General features: G+C 75.5%; 13 protein-coding genes. 6 read left to right on the top strand and 7 right to left on the bottom strand.

Annotation, left to right across the window (positions count from 1 at the left end; all coding sequences use genetic code 11):
- Nucleotides 1-90: 90 nt before the first annotated feature.
- The 6 genes from infB to ACSLIC_RS20870 all read left to right on the top strand — a co-directional run bounded on the left by infB (nucleotide 91) and on the right by ACSLIC_RS20870 (nucleotide 11,047).
- A complete protein-coding gene (infB, locus tag ACSLIC_RS20845) occupies nucleotides 91-3,105 on the top strand; it encodes a translation initiation factor IF-2 (RefSeq protein ID WP_436739226.1) in 3,015 nt (1,004 codons plus the stop codon).
- 181 nt (nucleotides 3,106-3,286) lie between these two features.
- Complete coding sequence (locus tag ACSLIC_RS20850; RefSeq protein WP_436739227.1) at nucleotides 3,287-3,580, top strand: DUF503 domain-containing protein; 294 nt, start codon at nucleotides 3,287-3,289, stop codon at nucleotides 3,578-3,580.
- A 53-nt stretch (nucleotides 3,581-3,633) separates the two neighbouring features.
- Nucleotides 3,634-4,095, top strand: coding sequence for a 30S ribosome-binding factor RbfA (gene rbfA / locus ACSLIC_RS20855; protein WP_436739228.1), 462 nt, complete (start codon nucleotides 3,634-3,636; stop codon nucleotides 4,093-4,095).
- Nucleotides 4,092-4,997, top strand: coding sequence for a tRNA pseudouridine(55) synthase TruB (gene truB / locus ACSLIC_RS20860; protein ID WP_436739229.1), 906 nt, complete (start codon nucleotides 4,092-4,094; stop codon nucleotides 4,995-4,997). Before rbfA ends, truB begins: the two co-directional genes overlap by 4 nt.
- A 224-nt stretch (nucleotides 4,998-5,221) precedes the next feature.
- Complete coding sequence (locus tag ACSLIC_RS20865) at nucleotides 5,222-10,030, top strand: trypsin-like peptidase domain-containing protein (protein ID WP_436739230.1); 4,809 nt, start codon at nucleotides 5,222-5,224, stop codon at nucleotides 10,028-10,030.
- 51 nt (nucleotides 10,031-10,081) lie between these two features.
- Entirely contained in the window at nucleotides 10,082-11,047 is a 966-nt protein-coding gene (locus ACSLIC_RS20870) for a bifunctional riboflavin kinase/FAD synthetase (protein ID WP_436739231.1), read from the top strand.
- A gap of 12 nt (nucleotides 11,048-11,059) precedes the next feature.
- On the opposite strand, the gene ACSLIC_RS20875 is transcribed toward ACSLIC_RS20870, so the two are convergent.
- The 7 genes from ACSLIC_RS20875 to ACSLIC_RS20905 all read right to left on the bottom strand — a co-directional run bounded on the left by ACSLIC_RS20875 (nucleotide 11,060) and on the right by ACSLIC_RS20905 (nucleotide 23,030).
- On the bottom strand, nucleotides 11,060-11,851 hold the full coding sequence (locus ACSLIC_RS20875) for a pentapeptide repeat-containing protein (protein WP_436739232.1): 792 nt from the start codon (nucleotides 11,849-11,851) through the stop codon (nucleotides 11,060-11,062).
- 409 nt (nucleotides 11,852-12,260) lie between these two features.
- Entirely contained in the window at nucleotides 12,261-13,367 is a 1,107-nt protein-coding gene (locus tag ACSLIC_RS20880) for an oligopeptide/dipeptide ABC transporter ATP-binding protein (RefSeq protein WP_436739233.1), read from the bottom strand.
- Nucleotides 13,364-14,530, bottom strand: a complete 1,167-nt coding sequence (locus tag ACSLIC_RS20885; protein WP_436739234.1) for an ABC transporter ATP-binding protein — start codon at nucleotides 14,528-14,530, stop codon at nucleotides 13,364-13,366. The genes ACSLIC_RS20880 and ACSLIC_RS20885 overlap by 4 nt, the downstream gene beginning before the upstream one ends.
- On the bottom strand, nucleotides 14,476-15,420 hold the full coding sequence (locus ACSLIC_RS20890) for an ABC transporter permease (RefSeq protein WP_436739235.1): 945 nt from the start codon (nucleotides 15,418-15,420) through the stop codon (nucleotides 14,476-14,478). Before ACSLIC_RS20890 ends, ACSLIC_RS20885 begins: the two co-directional genes overlap by 55 nt.
- Nucleotides 15,417-16,496 carry an ABC transporter permease gene (locus ACSLIC_RS20895; protein WP_436739236.1) on the bottom strand — a complete coding sequence of 360 codons (1,080 nt, stop codon included), beginning with the start codon at nucleotides 16,494-16,496 and terminating at the stop codon, nucleotides 15,417-15,419. The genes ACSLIC_RS20890 and ACSLIC_RS20895 overlap by 4 nt, the downstream gene beginning before the upstream one ends.
- Nucleotides 16,497-16,499: 3 nt before the next feature.
- Nucleotides 16,500-18,407 (bottom strand): ABC transporter substrate-binding protein, encoded by a 1,908-nt coding sequence (locus ACSLIC_RS20900; protein ID WP_436739237.1) that lies wholly within the window; start codon nucleotides 18,405-18,407, stop codon nucleotides 16,500-16,502.
- 321 nt (nucleotides 18,408-18,728) lie between these two features.
- Nucleotides 18,729-23,030 carry an SCO5717 family growth-regulating ATPase gene (locus tag ACSLIC_RS20905; RefSeq protein ID WP_436739238.1) on the bottom strand — a complete coding sequence of 1,434 codons (4,302 nt, stop codon included), beginning with the start codon at nucleotides 23,028-23,030 and terminating at the stop codon, nucleotides 18,729-18,731.
- Nucleotides 23,031-23,032 lie beyond the last annotated feature (2 nt).

The raw sequence follows: 23,032 nt of genomic DNA on the forward strand, positions 1-23,032 counted from the left end.
CGAGATTGCGATGAGCACTCGATGAGTACGCGATGAGTACGCCCATGAAGTAGCGACGGTCCGGCGCACCCCGGACCTAAAAGGAGCGAAGTGGCTAAGGTCCGGGTATACGAACTCGCCAAGGAGTTCGGCGTCGAGAGCAAGGCCGTCATGGCCAAGCTCCAAGAACTCGGTGAATTCGTCCGATCGGCGTCCTCGACCATCGAGGCGCCTGTTGTACGCAAACTGACCGACGCATTCCAGCAGGGCAACGGCGGCGGCAAGTCCGCCCCGAAGCCCGGCGCGCCGCGCAAGGCCGCGCCCAAGCCGGCCCCCGCGTCGGCCCCCTCCCCGGCTCAGGCGGCCCGTCCGGCCGCCCCGAAGCCGGCCCCCAAGCCCGCCGCCGAGAAGCCCGCGCCCGCTCCGGGCCCGCGCCCGGCGGGTCCCAAGCCCGGCCCGGCGGCGCCCGCGAAGCCCGCGCCCGCGGCGCCGGAGTTCACGGCACCCCCGGCGGCTCCGGCCGCCAACACCCCGAAGCCCGGCGCGCGTCCGGCCCCGAAGCCGGGCAACCGCCCCGCTTCCGGCGGCCAGGGCCAGCGCGGCGAGCAGGGCGGCCGCGGCGGTGAGCGCCAGGGCGCTCCGCGTCCCGGCGGCCAGGCCCCGCGTCCCGGCGGTCGTCCCGCCGGACCGCGTCCCGGCAACAACCCCTTCACCTCCGGTGGCTCCACCGGCATGGGCCGTCCGCAGGCCCCCCGTCCCGGTGGCGCCCCGCGCCCCGGCGGCGGCCAGGGTGGTCCCGGTGCTCCCCGTCCGCAGGGCGGTCCGGCCGGCGCTCCGCGTCCGCAGGGCGGCCAGGGCGGCGCGGGCCGTCCGAGCCCGGGCAACATGCCCCGGCCGCAGGCCCCGCGTCCCGGTGCGGGCGGCAACCGCCCGAACCCGGGCATGATGCCGCAGCGTCCCGCTGCGGGCCCGCGTCCGGGTCCCGGTGGCCGCGGTCCCGGCGGCGGCGGCCGTCCGGGCGGTGCCGGTGCCGGACGTCCGGGTGGCGGCGGCTTCGCCGGCCGTCCCGGTGGCGGTGGCGGCGGCGGTCGTCCCGGTGGCGGTGGCGGCGGCTTCGCCGGCCGTCCCGGTGGCGGCGGCGGCTTCGGTGGCCGTCCCGGCTTCGGCGGTCGTCCCGGCGGTCCCGGTGGCCGTGGTGGCACGCAGGGCGCCTTCGGCCGTCCCGGCGGTCCCGCGCGTCGCGGTCGCAAGTCGAAGCGGCAGAGGCGCCAGGAGTACGAGGCCATGCAGGCCCCGTCGGTCGGCGGCGTGATGCTGCCGCGCGGCAACGGCGAAGCCGTTCGCCTGTCGCGTGGTGCCTCCCTCACCGACTTCGCCGAGAAGATCAACGCCAACCCGGCGTCGCTCGTCGCGGTGATGATGAACCTCGGCGAGATGGTCACGGCCACGCAGTCGGTCTCCGACGAGACGCTGCAGCTCCTCGGCGACGAGATGAACTACACCGTTCAGATCGTCAGCCCCGAGGAGGAGGACCGTGAGCTGCTCGAGTCCTTCGACATCGAGTTCGGCGAGGACGAGGGTGGCGACGAGGCTCTCGTGGCCCGTCCGCCGGTGGTCACCGTCATGGGTCACGTCGACCACGGCAAGACCCGCCTGCTCGACGCCATCCGCAAGACCAACGTGGCGTCCGGCGAGGCCGGCGGCATCACCCAGCACATCGGTGCCTACCAGGTGGCGACCCAGGTGAACGGCGAAGACCGCCGCATCACCTTCATCGACACCCCCGGTCACGAGGCGTTCACCGCCATGCGTGCCCGTGGTGCCAAGTCGACCGACATCGCGATCCTCGTGGTGGCGGCCAACGACGGTGTCATGCCGCAGACCGTCGAGGCGCTCAACCACGCCAAGGCGGCCGAGGTCCCGATCGTCGTCGCGGTCAACAAGATCGACGTCGAGGGTGCCGACCCGACCAAGGTGCGCGGTCAGCTCACCGAGTTCGGTCTGGTGGCCGAGGAGTACGGCGGCGACACGATGTTCGTCGACATCTCCGCCAAGCAGGGCGAGAACATCGAGTCCCTGCTGGAGGCCGTCGTCCTCACCGCCGACGCCTCGCTCGACCTGCGGGCCAACCCGGAGCAGGACGCGCAGGGCATCGCCATCGAGGCCCACCTCGACAAGGGCCGCGGCGCCGTCGCCACCGTGCTCGTCCAGCGCGGTACCCTCCGCGTCGGCGACACGATGGTCGCCGGTGACGCGTACGGCCGGGTCCGCGCGATGCTCGACGACAAGGGCGAGAACGTCGAGGAGGCCACTCCTTCGACCCCGGTCCTCGTGCTGGGTCTCACCAACGTCCCGGGCGCCGGCGACAACTTCCTGGTGGTCGACGAGGACCGTACGGCCCGTCAGATCGCCGAGAAGCGTGCCGCCCGCGAGCGGAACGCGGCGTTCGCCAAGCGCACCCGCCGGATCTCCTTCGAGAACCTCGACGAGGTCCTCAAGAACAGCGAGATCAAGCAGCTCAACCTCATCATCAAGGGTGACGCCTCCGGTTCCGTCGAAGCCCTGGAGTCCTCGCTGCTCCAGCTCGACGTCGGCGAAGAGGTCGACATCCGGGTGCTGCACCGCGGTGTGGGTGCGGTCACCGAGTCGGACATCGACCTGGCGATGGGCTCCGACGCCATCGTCATCGGCTTCAACGTCCGCGCGGCCGGCCGTGCCGCGCAGATGGCGGAGCGCGAGGGCGTCGACGTCCGGTACTACTCGGTGATCTACCAGGCCATCGAGGAGATCGAGGCGGCCCTCAAGGGCATGCTCAAGCCCGAGTACGAAGAGGTCGAGCTCGGTACGGCGGAGATCCGCGAGGTCTTCCGCTCGTCCAAGCTGGGCAACATCGCGGGTGTCCTCGTCCGCTCCGGCGAGGTCCGGCGCAACACCAAGGCGCGCCTGGTCCGCGACGGCAAGGTCGTGGCGGAGAACCTCAACATCGAGGGTCTGCGCCGCTTCAAGGACGACGTCACCGAGATCCGCGAAGGCTACGAGGGCGGTATCAACCTCGGAAACTTCAACGACATCAAGATCGACGACGTCATCGCGACGTACGAGATGCGCGAGAAGCCGCGCGCCTGACGCGAGGCTGCGTGATCGGGGCCGGTCGGCGGGGGGAAATCCCGTCGATCGGCCCCGGCCGTTGCGTGTACGGTTCAGCTGGCTCCGCCCGCCGCGGCGGGGCCCTGACCGTGCCGCCCGCCGGACCACGTCCGGCGGCCGGGCACCCACGATCCCGTACCGGCGGGACATCCGGGCACACATGTATGTGGGGACGCTCTCCTTCGACCTGCTCCTGGGCGACGTACGGTCGCTGAAGGAGAAACGCTCAGCCGTCCGGCCGATCGTCGCCGAGCTCCAGCGGAAGTTCTCGGTGAGCGCGGCGGAGGTCGGCGACCAGGATCTGTACCGCAGGTGCGAGATCGGGGTCGCCATGGTGTCGGGGGACCCCGGGCACCTCACGGACGTGCTGGACCGGTGCGAGCGGCTGGTGGCCGCCCGGCCCGAGGTGGAGCTGCTGTCCGTACGACGGCGGTTCCACGGCGAGGATGACTGAACAACCGGGACACCGTACGGTGTCCCGTCGCACACCAAGAAGGGAACGGACCGGTGGCCGACAACGCGCGGGCCCGCAAACTGGCCGATCGCATCCAGGTCGTCGTGGCGGAGACCCTGGACCGACGTATCAAGGACCCACGGCTGGGTTTCGTCACGATCACGGACGCCCGCGTCACCGGCGACCTGCGGGAGGCCACGGTCTTCTACACGGTCTACGGTGACGACGAGGAGCGTGCCGCCTCCGCGGCCGCTCTGGAGAGCGCCAAGGGCGTACTCCGCTCCGAGGTGGGGCGGCAGACCGGGGTGCGGTACACGCCGACCCTCGCCTTCGTCCCCGACGCCCTGCCGGACAACGCCCGCACCATCGACGACCTGCTCGACAAGGCGCGGAACAAGGACGCCGAGGTGCGCCAGGCGTCCGCGGGCGCGAAGTTCGCCGGTGAGGCGGACCCGTACCGCAAGCCCGGTGAGGACGAGGCGGACGAGCGGGACGAGGACGACACCGCAGAATGAAGCAGTCCAGCTCGGTGCCGGACGGCCTGGTCATCGTCGACAAGCCGTCCGGCTTCACCTCTCATGACGTCGTCGCCAAGATGCGCGGCATCGCCCGGACCCGCCGCGTGGGACACGCCGGCACCCTGGACCCCATGGCGACCGGGGTCCTCGTCCTGGGCGTGGAACGCGCCACCAAACTCCTCGGCCACCTCGCGTTGACGGAGAAGGAGTACCTGGGCACCATCCGCCTCGGCCAGAACACCGTCACCGACGACGCCGAGGGCGAGATCACCGCCTCGGCGGACGCCTCCGGCATCGGCCGGGCGGCCGTGGACGCCGGTGTCGCCACGCTGACCGGCGCCATCATGCAGGTGCCGTCCAAGGTCAGCGCCATCAAGATCGACGGCAAGCGGTCGTACACGCGGGTCCGGGAGGGCGAGGAGTTCGAGATCCCGGCCCGGCCGGTCACCGTCTCGTCCTTCACCGTCTACGACGTCCGCGAGGACAAGGCCGCCGACGGCACCCCCGTCCTCGACCTGGTCGTCTCCGTCGTCTGCTCCTCGGGTACGTACATCCGCGCGCTCGCCCGCGACCTCGGCGCCTTTCTCGGCGTCGGCGGCCACCTCACGGCGCTGCGGCGTACCCGGGTGGGCCCGTACGGGCTGGACGCGGCGAAGACCCTGGAGCAGCTCCAGGAGGAGCTGACCGTGATGCCCGTCGGCGAGGCGGCCGCCGCGGCCTTCCCCCGCTGGGATCTCGACCAGCGGCGCGCGCAGCTCGTCCTCAACGGTGTGCGCATCGACATGCCCGAGGAGTACGCGGGCCGGGGGCCCGTGGGCGTCTTCGACCCGGCCGGGCGCTGCCTGGCCCTGGTCGAGGAGCAGAAGGGGCGCGCCAAGAGCGTCGCCGTCTTCGCCTGACCCCGCCCGGCCTCCGCTGTGGGGCGGTGTGTCCCTGACCCACCGCCCCACAGCGCCCCGCCCTCCCCGAGGGGGTTTTTCCCGTACGTGTCCGGCGATTCACCCTCCCGGGTAGGCGCCCGGGGTGAAGGGGCGGAGCGCGGGGGGCGCGTTCGGCCCAGCCCGCGCCCGGTCGATCACCACCGTCCTACGGTCGGGGTGAGCGGCTGCGGAAAGGGACGACGATGCCGGTAGGGGGCGCGGAGGCGGGGCACCGGGAGGGGCGGGCGGGACGGCGCGGCGACGCTTACGCGGGCGCCCCCGGGACGACGCCGGAGCATGAGGTTCCGCCCGGCAGGCAAGCGGCGGACGACCACCCGCCGACGGCTGCGCCGCCCGGCCGCGTCGAGGGGCCCGCCGGTGCGCTGGTCCGCGTCGAGGACGGTACGGGGCGCCAGCGGGGCAGCGGCTTCCTCGCCGACGACCAGGGCACCGTCGTCACGGCGTACGAGGTGGCGCACGACGCCCCGGAACTGCTGCTGAGCCGGGCCGGCGCCGACCGCGCGGCCGGAGCGGTGCGCGTCGGCGCCGACCGGATCACCCTTCTTCCCGGGAGCGGGCTCGCGCTGCTGCGCGCGCCCGGGCTCGCGGCGGTGCCGCTGCCCGTCGCGGCCGAGGAGGCGCCACGCGGCGCCTACGTCCTCGTGGCGGCGGGGGGCTGGCGCCAGGCCCGGGTACTGGGGCCCGCGCCGTTCGCCGGGGACGGGACCGACGGGGCGCTCGTGGCCGGCCTCGAACTGGCCATCGGCACCGACGGCCGCAACGCCGCCAGGCCCGGCGGCGGAGCGGCCGGCGGGCCGGTGCTCGACGCCGCCACCGGGCAGGTCGTCGCGGTCCTCACTCCCTCGCTGGAAGTCGGGCGGCAAGGATGCTTCGCGGTGCCGCTGCGGGCCGCCGTGCGGGACGTGCCGGACGGTGCCCTCGCCGCACTGCTGGCCCGCAACGAGGCGACCGTTCCCGCGCTCGGCGCCGGGCTCAACCTCGCGGGGGCGCTCCAGCTGACCGCGACCACGGTCGGCTCGGAGGGCCCGCAGAGCCCCATGGCTCCGCCGGTGGAACGGACCGGTACCGCCGCGGAACTCGCCGCCTTCGAGGAGGGGCCCTGCCTGGTCCTCGGGCTGGTCGGGGCGCCCGGGACGGGGCGCACCACGGAGCTGGCGGCGCTCGCCGCGCGCCGCGCCGCCGGGGCGTGCCCGGCGCCGACGGTCTGGCTGCGCGGCGCGGACCTGCTCCCGGACGACCTCGACGTGGGTGACGCGGCACGGCGCGCGCTGGCCCGCGCGGCCCGCATCGTGGAGGCGGCGGGTGGTACGGCGCCGGCCCCGGCGGTCCCGCACGCCGACGCGTCGCCCGAGGAGGTCGCGCGGCTTGCGCGGCGGGCGGGGCGCCCCCTGGTGCTGCTGCTCGACGGGCCGGAGGAGATGCCGCCCGCCCTCGCCCACCGCCTCTCCGCCTGGACGACCGGCACCGCCGCGTGGCTGGCCCGCACCGGGGCCAAGCTCGTCGTGGGATGCCGCCCCGAGTACTGGGAGCAGGTGTGCGGCCTCTTCCCGGGTGCGCTCCGCCACCGTCCTGCGGGGCCCCAGCCGGGGCGTCCCGTCACCGACTGCGTGCCGCTCGGCGACCTTTCCGAGGAAGCCGCCGCGAAGGCCCGCGCCCGGTACGGCCTCGCCGACGGCCTCCTCGCCGAACGGCACGCCCGCCACCCCCTCACGCTGCGGCTACTGGCCGACGTCCAGCGCGCTCTGCCGCCCGGGGCGCCCGACCCGGCGCAGTGCCGGGGCGCCGGTGCGGGGGGCTCGGCGCTCCCGCTCGACCGCGAAGCGGTCTTCTCCGCCTACCTCGACCTGATGTGCCTGCGCACGGCGGTCCGGCTCGCCGCTCCGCACGGGCTGCGCGGCACGGCGCTGCGCAGGGTCGCGGCGCGGGTCGCCGGGCAGCTCCACGAGGCGGCCCGGCGCTGCCTGGGGCCGGGGCAGGGCGAGCTGGACCGGGAGAGCTTCGAGTCCCTGTTCCCGTGGGGGACCGGTGGCGGCCGGCTGGGGGAACTTCCCGGGTGGGCCTCGGCGGTCCTCACCGAGGGGCTGATCATTCCGGCGGGCGCCGGGTACCGGTTCGCCCATGAGGAGTTGGGGGACTGGCTCCAGGGGGCGCATCTCGACGTGGACGCCGCGCTGTCGGCGTTGGTGCACCGGTGGCGGGCGGGAGGTGTCGACGGCGCGGAGTACGGGCGCGGGCGTGGTGCGGTGTGGGAGAGGCAGACGCCGTGGCAGGAGGGGGCCGCGGACGCGGCGGGGGGCGCCGTCGGTGACGGTGAGGGTGCCGAGGCCCGTGGAGCAGGTGCGCGGTGCGGCGGGACGGAGGCCGGCGGCGACTGCGGTGTGGGGGACGGGGCCGAGGAGCAGGTGCTCCCGCGAGCCACGGTGCGCCGGCGTCGGCGGATGGCTGAGCGGGCGGCCGCCGAGGCGGGGCGTGGTCGCGGGCGGATGCGGGGCGGGGGTGCTGCGGACGGGGAGGGGAACGGGGCTACGGGGCCGGGCCGCGCCGTGGACAGGGAGGAGACGGGGCCCGGCACGGTACGGGGCGCCGGGCTGTCCTCGCCCGGCGGGGTGCCGCAGCCGCGCGGCGGTGTGCCGGGGCCGGGCGCCGGTGCGGAGAGGTCCGCCGGAGGCGCGGGGCGCGACGAGGCGGACACGGCCCGGGCGGAGCCCCGGCTGAGCGCCGCGCACGAGCCGGAGGAGTGCGGTCGGGTGGCGGCGCACGGGGCGGCGGACCAGCGGATTCCCGGTGCGCCGTCTGCCCCGTGCGAGGGTGCCCCGACGGCGCACGCCGCCCCCCGGACGCTGCCCGTTCCCCGGCACCGCATCGGCCCTGTGGTCGAGGCGCTGCTGCACCTTGGCCGGAACCGGGGCGCGGACGAACTGTCCCGCCGGCTGGTGGGCCTGATCGAGGCCGCGGACGAGTTCCTGACGGCGGGGGAGGCGCCGACCGGGCCGGAGGCGCGGGTTCTGCGCCAGGAGGGGTCTCCTGATCGGGAGCGCGCGACGCGTCTGGTTGACGCTTCGCCGGAGAGCGGCGTGGCAGGGCCCGAAGGGTTCCTGGTGCACGACGCCGCTGGCCGGGTCGGTGCGGGGCCGGGTGCGCGCGGCGGGGCCGGTGGTGCGTCCGGTGCGGGTGGTGCGTCCGGTGTCGGCGGCCGTGCTGGTCGCCCCGTACCGGGCGGTGAGCGGGGCGCGGCGGACGGTGCGGGCGCGGCGGGCGGTGCCGTCGCCCCGGGCCCTGGGACACGGGGCGGGACGGTCACGCCGCGCCGCGCCGCCGCGCACTGCGCACAGGACTCCGCCCCGTCCGCCGCGTCGCCCCGTACGGGGCGCGCGACCTGGGAAGACGCGGTGGCGCCGCGCGCCCGCGACGCCGCCCCGCGCCGCCCCGACGAGGCGGGCGGAGTACCGGACCCGCGTCCCGCGCTCGCCCCGTGGTGGGCGGCGCGGCTGCTCGGGGAGGCGCTCCTCCGGCTGCCCGACTGCACGCCGTACCTCGGAGTGCTCCGGGCGCTCGCCGGACGGGTGGTCGAGTGGGCCGGGGAACGGGGGGTGCCGCAGGACTTCGGGCCGTGGTTCTGGTCGGCGCTCGCGCTCCCCGCCGAGGAGCGGGCCGATCTCCTGCGGCGGCTCGTGGTGGCGGACGGCGCGGGGGGCGACGACCGGTTCCTGGCCGCCGCCGGGGAGTTCCTGGTGGCCGAACCCCGGACCGCGCAGCCGCTGCTGTGTGCCTGGTTCGGCGACGGCCGGCGGCTGCCCGCCCTGCCCGCGGCAACCGTCGCCACCGCCGCCCAGGCCCTGCTCTACACACACCGTGAGGGCCGCACCGACTCCCTCGTCGACGCCCTGGTCGCCGACGGACACGAGCGGGCCGACGAACTGCTCGCCACCCTCGCCGAGGAGGACGCCGGCGCCGTCTGCCGCGGCGTGGCCCGCTGGGCCGCCGATCCGCGCCCCGCACGCCGCGTCGCCGCCGTCGCCTACGGCCTGCGAGCCGCCCCGTACGCCACGGCCGAGGCGGACCGCGAACTGCTCCGGGCCGCCGCCGCGACGCTGCTCTCCCGCACCGCGGACGCCGCCCTGCACGGCGGGGCGCTGGCCCTGCTCGTCCGCGACCCGGTGAGCCGCGGCCGGTACGTCGAGCAGGCGGCCGTGCGGTTCGCGTCCGCCCAGGACCCGCAGCTGTCCGCCGCCGCGCTGGGCGTCGCCCTGGCCACCCATCCCGGCCCCGTCCTGGAGGCTTTCCGACGCCGCCTCGCCGCCCCCGGAAGCCACGTGGGCGACGTGCTCCGGGTGCTGGCCGAGGAGGCGACGCCCGCTGTGGCCGCCTCGGCGACGGTGTTCGTGGGCGAGTTGCTGCGGATGCGTCCCGACACGGCGGGCGACGTCGCCGCGTACGCGGAACGCCGCCTCGCGCGGGGCGAGGCCGACGCGGAGACCGGCAGGCTGCTCCGCGCAGCGCTCCGTACCGGGCCCCCCTCCGTCCGCGCCGCGTTGGCGCCCGTGGCGGCGGCGCCGTGGGACGCCCCCGCCGCCGCGCTCCGCGGTGAGCTGCTGGACGAGCTGCTCCGGGACGAGACCCACCCCGACGTCCTCGAAGCGGTCCTCGTCGCGTTGGTCGTGCGCCCTGACACGCGTCCCGGCGGGCCGGCGGGGGAGCGGGCCGGACACGCCGCCTGGTTGCGGGGTGCCGTCCTGCGCGTCGGCACGGTGCTGGCCCGCAGCCCGGAGGGCGGCCGTCGGCTCGACCGGCGCCTCGCGGAGCTGGCCCGGACGGTGCCAGGATTCGCCGCGTACGCCTTGGCCTGGTACGACGAGGACCCGGCGGTGTGGCGTGCCCTGGTCGGCTCGGGAGGGCTCCGCACGATCGAGGACGTGGCGGGGGCCGGTGCCCGTACGCCTCGGGCCGGGACGCCCGATGCGGAGCGCGTACCGTCGGCATGGCACTCTTAGACCTGCGGAGACGCCCACTACCACACACAGGTTCGACGAGGAGCGGTCACAGTGCAGCGCTGGCGTGGCTTGGAGGACATCCCCCAGGACTGGGGGCGCAGCGTCGTCACCATCGGCTCCTACGACGGGGTGCACCGCGGCCATCAGCTGATCATCGGGCGGGCCGTGGAACGGGCCCGCGAGGCGGGACTGCCGACGGTGGTCGTCACCTTCGCCCCGCACCCGAGCGAAGTGGTCCGCCCCGGCACGCATCCGCCGCTGCTCGCCCCGCACCACCGCCGCGCGGAACTCTGCGCCGAACTGGGTGTCGACGCCCTGCTCGTCCTGCCGTTCACCCGCGAGTTCTCGCAGCTGTCCCCGGCCGAGTTCGTCGCCAAGGTGCTCGTCGACCGGCTGCACGCCCGCCTCGTCGTCGAGGGCCCCAACTTCCGCTTCGGCCACCGCGCCGCCGGCGACGTGGCCGTGCTGGCCGAGCTGGGGGCCACCTACGACTACGAGGTCGAGGTGGTCGACCTGGTCGTCCGTGGCACCGCGGGCGGCGGCGTGCCGTTCTCCTCCACGCTGACCCGGCGCCTCGTCGCCGAGGGGGACGTGGCGGGCGCTGCCGAGATCCTCGGCCGCCCCCACCGCGTCGAGGGTGTCGTCGTGCGCGGCGCGCAACGAGGCCGCGAACTGGGCTACCCCACGGCCAACGTCGAGACCCTCCCCTACACGGCGATCCCCGCCGACGGCGTGTACGCGGGCTGGCTGTACGCCGAGGGCGAGGCGATGCCCGCCGCCATCTCGGTCGGCACCAACCCGCAGTTCGACGGCACCGAACGCACCGTCGAGGCGTACGCCATCGACCGCGTCGGCCTCGACCTCTACGGCCAGCACGTCTGCGTGGACTTCCTCGCCTTCGTACGGGGCCAGGCCAAGTTCGACTCACTCGGCGAGCTGCTGGAAGCCATGTCCCGCGACGTCGCGCGCTGCCGCGAACTTCTCGCGGGAGCCGAGTCCCAGGACTCCGCGGTCTGACGCCGCGTCCGCCTACGAGGCGGTAGGCGCCGCCTCCCCGGGAGCCGGGTCCTGCGCCGCCCAGTGCGCGGGGCGCCGGACCGCCTCGGGCAGCCGGGTCGCGGCGTCGCCCCGGGCGGCGGCGAGCTGGGTGCCCGTCGCGTAGACGCTGCCGCGCAGGTCGGCTCCGCGGAGATCGGCGCCGCGCAGGTCCGCGCCGATCAGGTCGGTCCAGCGGAGATCGGCGCCGCGCAGGTCCGCTCCGATCAGCACCGCCCCGCGCAGACTCGCGCCCCGCAGGTCCGCGCCGCCGAGCCGGGCGCCCGCCAGGTCCGCGCCCCGGTGCACGGGGCCGCGCCGCGGCGACCGTGCCCGCACCAGGTCGCCCGCGCGCAGCAGCGCCGGGTTGACCGCCGCGCGCAGCGCCCCGACGTCGGCGGCGAGCACCGTGTCCGCGTCCGCCTCTGCCAACTCCCTCAGGCCGGTACGGGCGCGGCGCAGGTCGGCGTGGACGGGGCGGGTCTCGGGGCGGTCCAGGGCGTCGGCGACGTAGGCGAGGAGTTCGTGCACGGGCCGCATGACGGCGAAGACGGCGAACATCCGCCGGGCCGCCTCCGGTGTGCCGCGCCAGTCCTCACCGGCGAAGGTCACCTGGGAGACCTGCTGGCCCGCCCCCTGGCAGTCGAAGACGGTGCAGCCGGTCCAGCCGCGCGGCCGCAGCTCCGCGTGGATGCGGCAGCCGAAGTCGGCCCGGAGGTTGCCGCAGGGGCTGCCGCCGGGCTTGTCGACGGGGAAGTCGGCCGACCGCGAGAACGACAGCGCCACGCAGCACAGCCCGAAGCACCGCGCGCAGTCACCGCGCGGCTCCGTGCGCCCCGCACGGGGCGCCTCCGCCCCGTCGGCGGCGCGGCTCCGTGCCTGGTCGGCCGCCCCGTCGGGGGCCCCGCGCCGCGCGCCCCGCCGTCCGTCGGCCGCTCCGTCCCGCGCGCCCCGCCCGGCCCCGCCCCGCCCCGCTGTCCGGGCGGTCCACCGCGTCCCGCGCCCGGCCGCCCGGCCCCGCTCTGCCCGCCGCTTCCCGGCGCCCTCGTCCGGCCCCGTCGCCCCACAGCCCCGTCCTCCCCGGAAACGCTCGCCGCCGTGTCAACGGCCGACGTCGCACTCGCGCCAGGATGTCATCCGATCGGGAGCGCACGTCGCGAGGGAGGCTGATGCCCTGGACGGTTCCCGCCCCGTCTCAGCTGCCCGCGGGCCCCACGGCCTCGGCCCAGTGGCAGGCCACCGCCGCGGGTCCGCTCCCGGCCAGCACCGGGAGGTCCCGCGTCCGGCAGGCGTCGGCCACGCCGGCCCGTTCCGCCTCGCCGGAGGCGATTACCGGGCAGCGGGCGTGGAAACGGCAGCCCGCCGGCACCCGGGACGGGTCCGGAGGCTCGCCGGTGAGGATCACCGGCTCCGTCTCCGACTCCGGGAGCACCGACAGCAGCGCCCGCGTGTACGGGTGCCTGGGCGCGGTCAGGACCTGCTCGACGTCGCCGGTCTCCACGATGCGGCCGAGGTACATCACTGCCACCCGGTCGGCGATGTTCCAGGCCAGCCCCAGGTCGTGGGTGACGATCAGCGCCGAGAGGCCGAGCTCGTCGCGGAGCCGCAGCAGCAGGGCGAGGATCTCCCCGCGTACCGAGGCGTCCAGCGAGGCGACGGGCTCGTCGGCGACGATCAGCTCCGGTTCCAGAACCAGGGCGCCCGCGATGACGACGCGCTGGCGCTGACCGCCCGACAACTCGTGCGGGTGGCGCAGGAAGAACCGCTCCGGTGGCCGCAGCCCCGCCCGCGACAGGGCGTCCCCCACCGCCGCCTGCTCGTCGCCGGTGTAACCGTGGATGCGCAGGCCCTCCGCGACCGCCTCGTACACGGTGTGGCGGGGGTTGAGGGAGCCGCTCGGGTCCTGGAGGACGAGCTGGGCGCGCCGGCGGTACGCCTTCAGGGCGCGCGAGGCGTACTCCAGCGGCTTCCCGTCGAAGGTGACCCGCCCGGAGGTGGGTGTCACCAGACCCAGCAGCGACCGGGCCAGTGTCGTCTTGCCGCACCCCGACTCGCCGACCAGCGCCACGATCTCACCGGGGCGGACGTCCAGGTCCACCCCGTCCACCGCGTGCGCCTCACGGTCGCCGCGCCGCCCGGGGAAGACGACCTGCACCCGCTCCGCGCTGAGCAGCGGCGCCGCCGCGCCGCCCGCCCCGTCCGAGGGGAGAACGCCCAGGTCGCGCGCCCCGTGAGCGGCCTCGCCCGGCGCCCCGTCGACCGCCCCGCCGTTTTGCACCGCATCCGTCTCCGCGCCGCTCATGTCCCGCTCCCGGTCGTCTCCGAAACACCCTTGGGCGCGGCGTCGCCGGCGGCGTCGCCGGCCCCCGCCCCCGCGCCGTCCCCCTCGTCGTCCCCCGCGCGTACGCACGCCGCCCGCCGTCCGGGCCCCGCCACGCGCAGCACCTGGTCCTCGGTCGCGCAGACGTCCAGCGCCACCGGGCACCGGGGATGGAAGGCGCAGCCGCCCGGTACCGCCGCCGGGTCCGGCGGATCGCCCGGCAGGCCGCGCGGCGCGCGCCGCGACGCGAGGTCGCCGATGCGCGGGAAGGCCGAGGAGAGCGCCCGGCCGTAGGGATGCGCGGCCCGCGCGTACACCGCCTTGGCCGGCCCTTCCTCGACGACGCGGCCCGCGTACATCACCGCGAGCCGGTCGCAGGTGTCGGAGAGCACCGCCAGGTCGTGGCTGATCATGATCAGCCCCAGGTCCTGGTCGGCGACGAGCCCCTCGATCAGCCGCAGGATCTGCGCCTGGATCATCACGTCGAGCGCGGTCGTCGGCTCGTCCGCGATGACCAGCCGCGGATCGCAGGCCAGTGCCATCGCGATCATGACGCGCTGGCGCTGCCCGCCGGACAGCTCGTGCGGGTACGCCTGGACGCGCGCCGCGGGCAGCCCCACCTGTTCCAGCAGTTCACCCGCGCGCCGCCGCGCGGCGGCCGGAGTCGCCCGGCGGTGCAGCAGGATCGGCTCGGCGATCTGGTCGCCGATCCGGTGCACTGCGTTGAGGGAGTGCATCGCGCCCTGGAACACCACGGAGGCGCCTGCCCAGCGCACCGCGCGCAGCCGTCCCCACGACATGGTGCGGATGTCCTCACCGTCCAGGAGGATCTCCCCGGAGAGCTTCGCCGTGGCCGGCAGCAGCCGCAGCAGGGCCAGGGCCAGCGTCGACTTGCCGCACCCCGACTCCCCGGCGATGCCCAGCTTCTGCCCCGCCTCCAGCCGCAGGTCCACACCCCGCACCGCCGGTACGGCGGGGGAGCCCGGGCTGCGGGCGTACGTCACCTCCAGGTTCCGTACCTCCAGCAGCGGTGGGCCGCCGGGCGGCGCGGCCTCGGGGGCGGCGGGTTCCTTGTGCGTGTTGTGCGGTGTCAACGGGACACCCCCAGCTTGGGGTTGAGTACGGACTCGATGGCGCGCCCGCACAGGGTGAAGGCGAGGGCGACCAGCGCGATGGCCAGGCCGGGCGGGGTGATGTACCACCAGTTGCCGGAGCTGACCGCGCCCGCCTCCCGGGCGTCCTGGAGCAGTCCGCCCCAGGAGACGACCGTCGGGTCGCCGAGGCCGAGGAAGGCCAGCGTCGCCTCGGTGAGGATCGCCAGCGAGATGACCAGGGTGGTCTGGGCGAGGACCAGCGGCATCACGTTGGGCAGCACGTGCCGGCTCATGATGTGGCCGTGCCCGCCGCCGAGCGCCCGCGCCCGCTCGATGTACGGCCGCGACTCCACGGCCAGGGTCTGCGCGCGGACCAGCCGCGCCGTGGTGGGCCAGGTGGTGACGCCGATCGCCAGGATCGTCGTCCACAGCGAGCGGGCCAGCACCGTGGAGAGGGCGATGGCCAGCACCAGGGTCGGCATCACCAGGAACCAGTCGGTGATCCGCATGACGACCGTCCCGTACCAGCCCTTGAAGTGCCCGGCGGTGATGCCGACCAGGGCCCCGATCGCCACCGAGAGGAACGCCGCGAGCAGTCCCACCATGAGGGAGACCCGGGTGCCCCACAGCAGCAGCGCCAGCACGTCCCGGCCGAACTGGTCGGTGCCGAGCAGGAACTCACCGCTCGGTTCCTCCAGCGCCCCGCCGGTGGCGTCGGTGACGCTCCGCGACTCCTCGCCGGCGAGCAGCGGCGCGGCCAGCGCCAGCAGCGCGATCACCACCAGCACGGCGAGCCCGAAGACCCCGCCCCGGTGCGACCGGTACTGCCGCCAGAACCGCGCCGCCGCGTGCCGCCGGCGCGCCCGGGCCAGCGCCCGGGCGCCGCGTGGCGCCGCCCCGCCCCGCTCCGTCGCGCCGTCCGTCGTCTCGTGCACAGTCATCGGCCCACCCGGGGATCGAGCAGCGGATAGATCACGTCGGCGAGGGTGTTCATCAGGATCACCGCGGCGGCGAAGAGGAAGAACAGGCCCTGCACCAGCGGCAGGTCGGGCACGCTCAGCGCCTGGTAGAAGAGGCCGCCCAGGCCCGGCCAGGAGAAGACGGTCTCGACCAGGATGGCGCCGGCGACGGTGTTGCCGAGGTTGACGAAGAGCAGCGTCACCGTGGGCAGCAGCGCGTTGGGCACCGCGTGGCGGCGGCGCACCGCGTCGTCGCGCAGGCCCTTGGCGCGCGCCGTCGTCAGGTAGTCGCTGCCCATCTCGTCCAGCAGCGAGGAACGCATCACCAGCAGCGTCCGCGCGTACTCCACCGCGACCAGGGTGAGGACGGGCAGCACCATGTGGTGGGCGACGTCCAGGACGTGGGCGAGGCCGGACTGGCCGCCCGACTCCATGCCGCCGGTCGGGAAGATGCCGGGGATCGGCCCGACGCCCACCGACAGCGTGACGATCAGCAGCAGCCCCAGCCAGAACGACGGCACCGAGTAGAGCGTCAGCGCGAACGCGGTGCCGAACCTGTCCCCGAACTTCCCCCCGCGCCAGGCGGAGCGCGCACCCAGCCAGATGCCCAGCACCGTGTAGATGACGAACGCGGTGCCGGTCAGCAGCAGCGTCGCGGGGAGCGCCTCGGTGATCTTGTCGATGACGGGGGCGCGGAACTGGTACGACATGCCGAAGTCACCGGTGAGAGCCTTCGCGCAGTAGTCCGTGAACTGCTGCCACAGTGGCAGGTCTAGCCCGAACTCCCGGCGCATTGCTGCCAGTTGTTCGGTGGAGACGGGGCGGCCCTGCGTCATGTGCTTGACGGGGTCGCCCGGGATCATGCGGAACAGGAAGAAGCTGGTGACCAGGACGGCGAAGAGGGAGACCGCCGCACCGGCCAGCTTGCCCGCGGTGTGGCGCAGATAGGCGGCGGTGGAACGGGAGCGGGGTCCGCGCCCCGACGGTCCGGCCTCGGCCGGACCGTCGGGGGCGGCAACCGGGCTCTTCACGTCAGCCGCGGTGCTGTCGGTACTCATGGCCTATTCACGGTCCTCCGCCGTGGCCCGGCGCCGCAGCCCGAACAGGACTCCCGCCCCGATCACCAGGACCACCGCCACACCGATGCCGGCCATCGCGCCGGTGGAGAGCCCGCCGGAGCCCTCGGACCCCGCGCCGTCGTCGGCGGGCACCGCCGACCACCAGCTCCAGTAGCCGTCCTGGCCGTAGATGTTGCCCGAGGCCTCGGGCATCGTGGTGAGCGACTTGATCTGGTCGGTGCGGTACGCCTCGACCGCGTTCGGGTACGCCAGGACGTTCATGTACCCGGAGTCGTACAGCCGCGACTGCATCTGCTTGACCAGGTCGGCGCGCTTGGCCGGGTCGTACTCGGCGAGCTGCTGTCCGTAGAGCTTGTCGAACTCCTTGTCGCAGATGAAGTTGTCGGTGGACGACGACTCCTTCGGCTTGTCGGGCAGCGCCGCGCAGGTGTGGATGCCGAGGACGAAGTCCGGGTCGGGGTTGACCGACCAGCCGTCGAAGGCCAGGTCGTACTCGCCGGCCGCCCACGGGTCGGAGACGTTGTCGAGGCAGTCGACCTTCAGGCCGATGCCCAGCTCGCCCCACCACTCCTGGAGGTACTTGCCGACCGCCTTGTCGTTGGGGTCGGTGGCGTGGCACAGGATGCGGAAGTCCAGCGGCTCGCCGTCCTTGCCGGTCCGCTTGCCGTCGGCGTTCTTCTCGTACCCCGCGTCGTCCAGCAGCTTCGCCGCCTTCGCCGGGTCGTACGCGCGCTTCTGCCCGGCGGACGGCTTCCAGAAGTAGTCGCCGAACCGGGGCGGTATGTACCCCTCGCCCTCGACGGCGTTGCCCTGGAAGACCCGGTCGACGATGGTCTCGCGGTCGACGGCGGTGAACAGGGCCTCACGGACCTTGGCGTCCTTCAGCGCCGGGTGCCCGTCGCCGAACTCCTCGCCGTCCTTGGTGCGCGCGCCCGGGTTGACCGCGAGGGCGAAGAAGCGGCGCCCCGGGCCCTCGTTGACCTTGATGTTGTCGGCCTCGGCCAGCGAGTCGGCCTGCGCCGGGGTGAGGCTCGGGCTGCCCGCGGCGAAGGAGACCTCGCCCTTGCGGAGGGCGGCGACGGCGGCGTCCTGGTCCTTGTAGTAGCGGAAGACCAGCTCGTCGAACTTGGGGGCGCCGCGCCAGTAGTCCTTGTTGGCGGTGAGCTTGACGTAGCTGTCGCGCTTGTACTCGGTCAGGATGAACGGCCCGTTGCCGACGATGGGGAAGTCCTGGTCGTTGTTGAACTTCGCGAAGTCGTCGACCTTCTCCCACACGTGCTTCGGGACGATCGGCACGTCCAGCGCGGTCATCGTCGCCTGCGGCTTCTTCAGCTCCACCACGAGCTTGTCGGGGCCGGAGGTGGTGACCTTCTTGAAGTTGTTGGTGAACGAGCCGTTGGCGGTCGCCGCCGCCTCGTCCTCCATCATCGTGTTGAAGGTCCAGGCGGCGTCCTCGGCGGTGACCTTCTCGCCGTCCGACCACGTGGCGTCGTCACGGATGGTGAACGTCCACGTCAGCTTGGAGTCGGACGGCTCCCACCCGGTGGCCATCGCGGGCACCGTGGAGTTGTCCTTGGCGCTGTAGTTGGTGAGGAAGTCGTACATCAGCCGGCTGATGGACGTCGACACCAGCGACTGCGCGAGGAACGGGCTCAGCGAGTCGACGCTCTGCGCGACGGCGACCGTGAGTGTCTTCTTGCCGCCGCCGTCGGCGGCCTGGGCCTCGTGCGGCGCCGGGTTGAGCGGCGTGGCGAGCCCCGCCGTCAGGGACATGGCGGCCACGCCCGAGGCCGCGAGCAGCCGGAGCCTGCCGCGCCGCCCGGGGGCCTCCACGCGACCGCGCCGGGTGCCGGGAATCGTTGAGCTGCCGTGCTGTTCTGGTCTGTCCATAGGTCGGGGACCTCGCGTCGTCGCTCGCACAGGGAAGGCCGCTTGATCATGAAGCGCCGTTGGGTGATGTGAGTGTCTACCAGCGCTGGTCTAAACATGTCAACGGTCGATGAACAAGGTGTGGCCTGCGGTAACGCGCGGGAAACCTAGTGGTGTTGAGGAGGTCGCCACTCGTTGGTCCAGTCCTGGGAAACTCCTGACGCGAGGTGGTGCGCCCGCTTCGCAGGAGGTCTCGCACCTCCGGTACACGCCAACCGGCCGCCGCCCTGCGGAGGTTGACTCCCACAGGGCGACGGCCGGACACGGATCTGACGTCAACTGCTACTGCTGCGGCGGCTGTTCGCCCTCCGCCGCAGGCGGCTGCCCCTGCCCCGGCGCCTGCCGGGGCATCGGGTCAGGCGCACCCGGCGGCGGGTACTGCCCCGGCTGCATGTACGGCATCCCGCCCGGCGCCCCCGGCTGCTGCCCCCATGGCCCCGGCGGCTGCGCCGGGTAGCCGTAACCGTCCGGCTGCGGCTGCGGCTGCGGGTGCTGCGGTGCCTGGGGCGGCTGCCCCTGCGGCGGGTACGGGGCGCCTTGCGGCGGCGCACCCGCACCGTACGCCGGCGGCTGCGGCCCCGCCGGCGGCTGCGGCGCCGGATAGCCGTACCCCGGGCCGCCCGGCTGCTGCGGCACCCCGCCCTGCGCCGGGTACGGGGCCTGCGGCGGCTGCGGCGCGGCGCCCGGCTGCGGCTGGGCCTGCCCCGGCAGCGGCGGCGCGGCCACCGGCGGCGGATTGCCGTCGGAGGTCCACAGGCCCTGCTGCTGCTGGGCCCGCGCGAAGTCCTCCGCGACCAGCGCCGAGAGGTTGAAGTACGCCTCCCGGGTCTTGGGCCGCATCATGTCGAGGTCCACCTCGGCGCCGGCCGACAGATGCTCGTCGAACGGGATGACGACCACGCCGCGGCAGCGCGTCTCGAAGTGCTGGACGATGTCGTCCACCTTGATCATCTTTCCGGTCTCGCGCACCCCGGAGATGACCGTCAGCGACCGCGACACCAGCTCCGCGTACCCGTGCGCCGACAGCCAGTCCAGCGTCGTCGAGGCACTGGACGCCCCGTCGACCGACGGGGTCGAGATGATGATCAGCTGGTCGGCGAGGTCCAGCACCCCGCGCATCGCGCTGTACAGCAGACCCGTTCCCGAGTCGGTGAGGATGATCGGGTACTGCTTGCCGAGGACGCCGATCGCCCGCCGGTAGTCCTCGTCGTTGAAGGTCGTCGAGACCGCCGGGTCCACGTCGTTGGCGATGATCTCCAGACCGGAGGGCGCCTGCGAGGTGAACCGCCGGATGTCCATGTACGAGTTCAGGTGGGGGATCGCCTGTACCAGGTCGCGGATGGTCGCCCCGGTCTCCCGCCGCACCCGGCGGCCCAGCGTGCCCGCGTCCGGGTTGGCGTCGATGGCGAGGATCTTGTCCTGCCGCTCGGTGGCCAGCGTCGCGCCGAGCGCGGTGGTCGTGGTCGTCTTGCCCACGCCGCCCTTGAGGCTGATCACCGCGATGCGGTAGCAGGACAGGACGGGGGTGCGGATCAGCTCCAGCTTCCGCAGCCGCTCCGCCTCCTCCTTCTTGCCGCCGAACTTGAACCGCCCGCCCGCGCCCGGCCGCCCGCTGCGCGCCTTCTGCTTGTTGTTGCGCAGCAGCCGGTCGGAGGAGAGCTCGACCGCCGCCGTGTAACCGAGCTGCGCCCCTGGATTGGTCCGCTCCCGCTGGTCGTGCTGGACGGCCTGCGGCCACGCGGCCCCGGTCCGCGGGTCCACCGGCGCCTGCGGCGGCAGCGCGCCCGGCGCCGGGTGCGGCTGCCGCGGCGGCGCCGGGTAGCCGTACGCCGGCTCTGGCGCACCCTGCCGCGGCACCCCGGGCGCGCCCGGAGCCGCCTGGGCGCCGGGCGCCTGCGGGGCGGCCGGGTAGCCGTAGCCGTCCGGCGTCCGTGGCGCTCCGGCCCGGGGCTGCTGCCCCGGCGCCTGCGCGGCGTCCCGCGGAGCGGGCACGGGGCCCTCGGGTGCGGCACCGGCCGCGCCGAACGGCGCCCCCGGCGCGGCCTGCGGAGCCTGCGGCTGGGCGGGGCCCTGCGGCGGCTGGGCGGTGCTCTGGGGCGCGGGGGAGGGCTGCGGGAAACCGTAGGCACCCTGCGCCGGGGCCGCACCCTGCGCCGGGGCGGGCTGCGCGGTCGGCTGGGCGCCGACGTGCTGCGGGCCCTGCGAGGCGGGCGGAGCCTGCGGGCCGTCGGGCGACACGGGCGCGGCGGGCGGCTGGGCCCCTTGCGGGAAGCCGTAGCCGCCTGGCGCGCTCTGCTGTCCCGGCCCTTGCGGCGGGAAGCCGTACGCCCCCGGGCCGGTCCCCTGCGGCGGCTGCGCGTCCTGCGCGGCGGCCGGTGTGGCCGCGGCGGGCGGCTGGACCCCCTGCGGGAAGCCGTAGCCTCCGGGGCCGCCCTGCGGCGCCCCGGGGCTCTGCAGCGGGAAGCCGTAGCCGCTCGCCGTACCGGGTGCCTGCTGCGGGACGGGGCCGGGCCCCTGCGCAGGCTGCTGCGGCGCCTGGTGGCCGGGCGGCGCCGTGGGCGGGGCGGAAGGCTCCGGGGGAGTGGCCGCCCCGGGCCACTGCGGCGCACCGGGCGGCGCCGACGGGACACCCGCCGCCGGCGGGAAGGCGGCGGGCAGCGGAGGCAGGCCGCTCTGCTGCGGGGCGCCCCCCGGCTGCGCCCACGGCGACGGGGCGTCCTGCGGGACGGGCGGCGTCGTCGGGGCGGCGTCGTGCGGAGCCTCGGACGGGGCGGTCGACGGGGCGGTCGACGGGGCGGCTGACGGGGCGGCTGACCAGGGCGTTTCCCCGGTGGCTCCGTCCTGCGGGGCGCTCTTCGGCGCGGCCTGCGGGGCGGGTGCCGCGGGCTCCGCCGCCGCTGCGCGCCGGGCCTCGGCCTCGGCGTCACGCCGGGCGATCTCCTGCTTGAGCGCGGCGGCGGAGAAGCGCATCGTGTCGCCGCTCTCCAGATCGGCCGCACCCGCCGCGCCCTGCGGCGCGGACGTACGGGACTCCTTCTCCGGCGCGGCGGGGGCCTGCTCCGCACGGGGCGGGACCCCGGGCACGCCGCCGCCCTGCCCGGCGGGACCGATCCGCGCGTGGGACGGCGGGACGAGGCCGGGGGCGGGGGTGTCCGCCCAGTTGGGGGCGAAGCCGCCGTTGAAGGCGGGCCGCCGGGGCTCCCGGGCCCCGTCATCGTCCCGCACCCCGGACGGCGCGGCGCCGTCGGCCGCCGGCCGGCCCGAGCCGCCCGCACCGGTTCCGGACCCCGTAGCGGAATCCGCACCGACACCCTCGTCCGCACCGGTTCCCGGAGCGTTCCCCCCGGCACCGGACGACATCGGCGCACCGGAGCCGTCGCCCTCCGCCGCGCCACGCGCCCGCTCCTCGGCCGGCTTCTGCGGACTGGACTCGGCCGCCGCGCCCAGGCCACCGCCCGCACCGGAAGCGGAACCCGCCGCGCGGTCACCGCCGTCCGTACCGGCGGCGGGGCCGGCCAACGGCGAGGAGGACGGCCGCGCGAACGACACCGGGCGCCCCCCGCCGACCGCCCCGAAGTCGGCCGCCGAGCCCGACGACACCGACCACTCCGCCTCGGCGGACGAGGCGGCCGCCGCCGGACCGTCCTCGCCGTCCGCCGTCGGCTCCGCGCCCGAGGCGGACGCCACGGGGGAGGCCGAGTCCGAGCCCGCGTCGGCAGTGCCACCCGCGTCCCCGGCCGTCTCCGTGTTCCGGCCCGTCCTCGCGGCCTCGTCAGCCTCGTCCCCCTGAGCCTCCTCCTGCTCCGCCCGGGCCTCCGCCATCAACTCCTCCAGCACGCCCCGCGCGCGGCTCTTCGCCTCGGACGCGTCGCGGTCCGCACCCGCGTCCGGGGCTGCTTGCGCCGCGTGGCCCTTCGCCTCGTCGGCCACCACCACGGCGGCGCCGCGTGCGCCCGGCCCGCCCGCCGCGAACGAGAAGGCGAAGTCGGTCGGCGACACCGGCGCAGCGGCCGGGGGAGCACTCCCCGGTGCCGCGCTCGCGCGCGCCCCGTCTCCCGCCTCTTCCCCGTCGTCCTCACGGGTACCGGCGCCGGGCCCGAAAGTGTCCTCGCCCAGCGATTCCGACCCGAAGGAGTCCGCGCCGAGCGCGCCCGCGTCGTCCTCCTCGTCCGAGGCGCCGGCACCGGAGCCCGCCCCGGCCTCGCCGTCGCGCTCGGGGAGCGGCGCCCGCACCCCCTCGTCACCGGCCCCGTCGGAAGAGGAGACCCCCAGGTCGCCCGCCCCGTGAGCCGCCCCGTCGGGCTCCGCGCCGCGGGCCCCGTCGGTCCCGTCCTCGTCCCCGTCCCCGTCCCCGGCCTCGTCCACCGGGCCCGAGGCACCGTCTCCGGCACCGTCCGCCCCGCGGCCCCCGGAGCGCCCGCCCGAGAACGGGGCCACCCCGCCGCTGGAGGAGGCATGGGCCGTGTACCAGGCATCGGCGCTGATGGTGTACTCGCCGGTCGTCTCCGCGGCGGACTCCACGTCGGCCTGATCACCGACGGGTGTGTTGCCGCCCCCGCGGAACCCGTCCCGATCGCTGCTCACAA

It is taken from the genome of Streptomyces sp. BBFR102 (assembly GCF_051397025.1).
Taxonomy (GTDB): domain Bacteria; phylum Actinomycetota; class Actinomycetes; order Streptomycetales; family Streptomycetaceae; genus Streptomyces.

Excerpts from the sequence above, each read along its gene's own strand:
- ACSLIC_RS20850 (WP_436739227.1), top strand. The coding sequence starts at position 3,287 with ATGTATGTGGGGACGCTCTCCTTCGACCTGCTCCTGGGCGACGTACGG.
- truB (WP_436739229.1), top strand. The coding sequence starts at position 4,092 with ATGAAGCAGTCCAGCTCGGTGCCGGACGGCCTGGTCATCGTCGACAAG.
- ACSLIC_RS20865 (WP_436739230.1), top strand. The coding sequence starts at position 5,222 with ATGCCGGTAGGGGGCGCGGAGGCGGGGCACCGGGAGGGGCGGGCGGGA.
- ACSLIC_RS20880 (WP_436739233.1), bottom strand. The coding sequence starts at position 13,367 with ATGAGCGGCGCGGAGACGGATGCGGTGCAAAACGGCGGGGCGGTCGAC.
- ACSLIC_RS20890 (WP_436739235.1), bottom strand. The coding sequence starts at position 15,420 with ATGACTGTGCACGAGACGACGGACGGCGCGACGGAGCGGGGCGGGGCG.
- ACSLIC_RS20895 (WP_436739236.1), bottom strand. The coding sequence starts at position 16,496 with ATGAGTACCGACAGCACCGCGGCTGACGTGAAGAGCCCGGTTGCCGCC.
- ACSLIC_RS20900 (WP_436739237.1), bottom strand. The coding sequence starts at position 18,407 with ATGGACAGACCAGAACAGCACGGCAGCTCAACGATTCCCGGCACCCGG.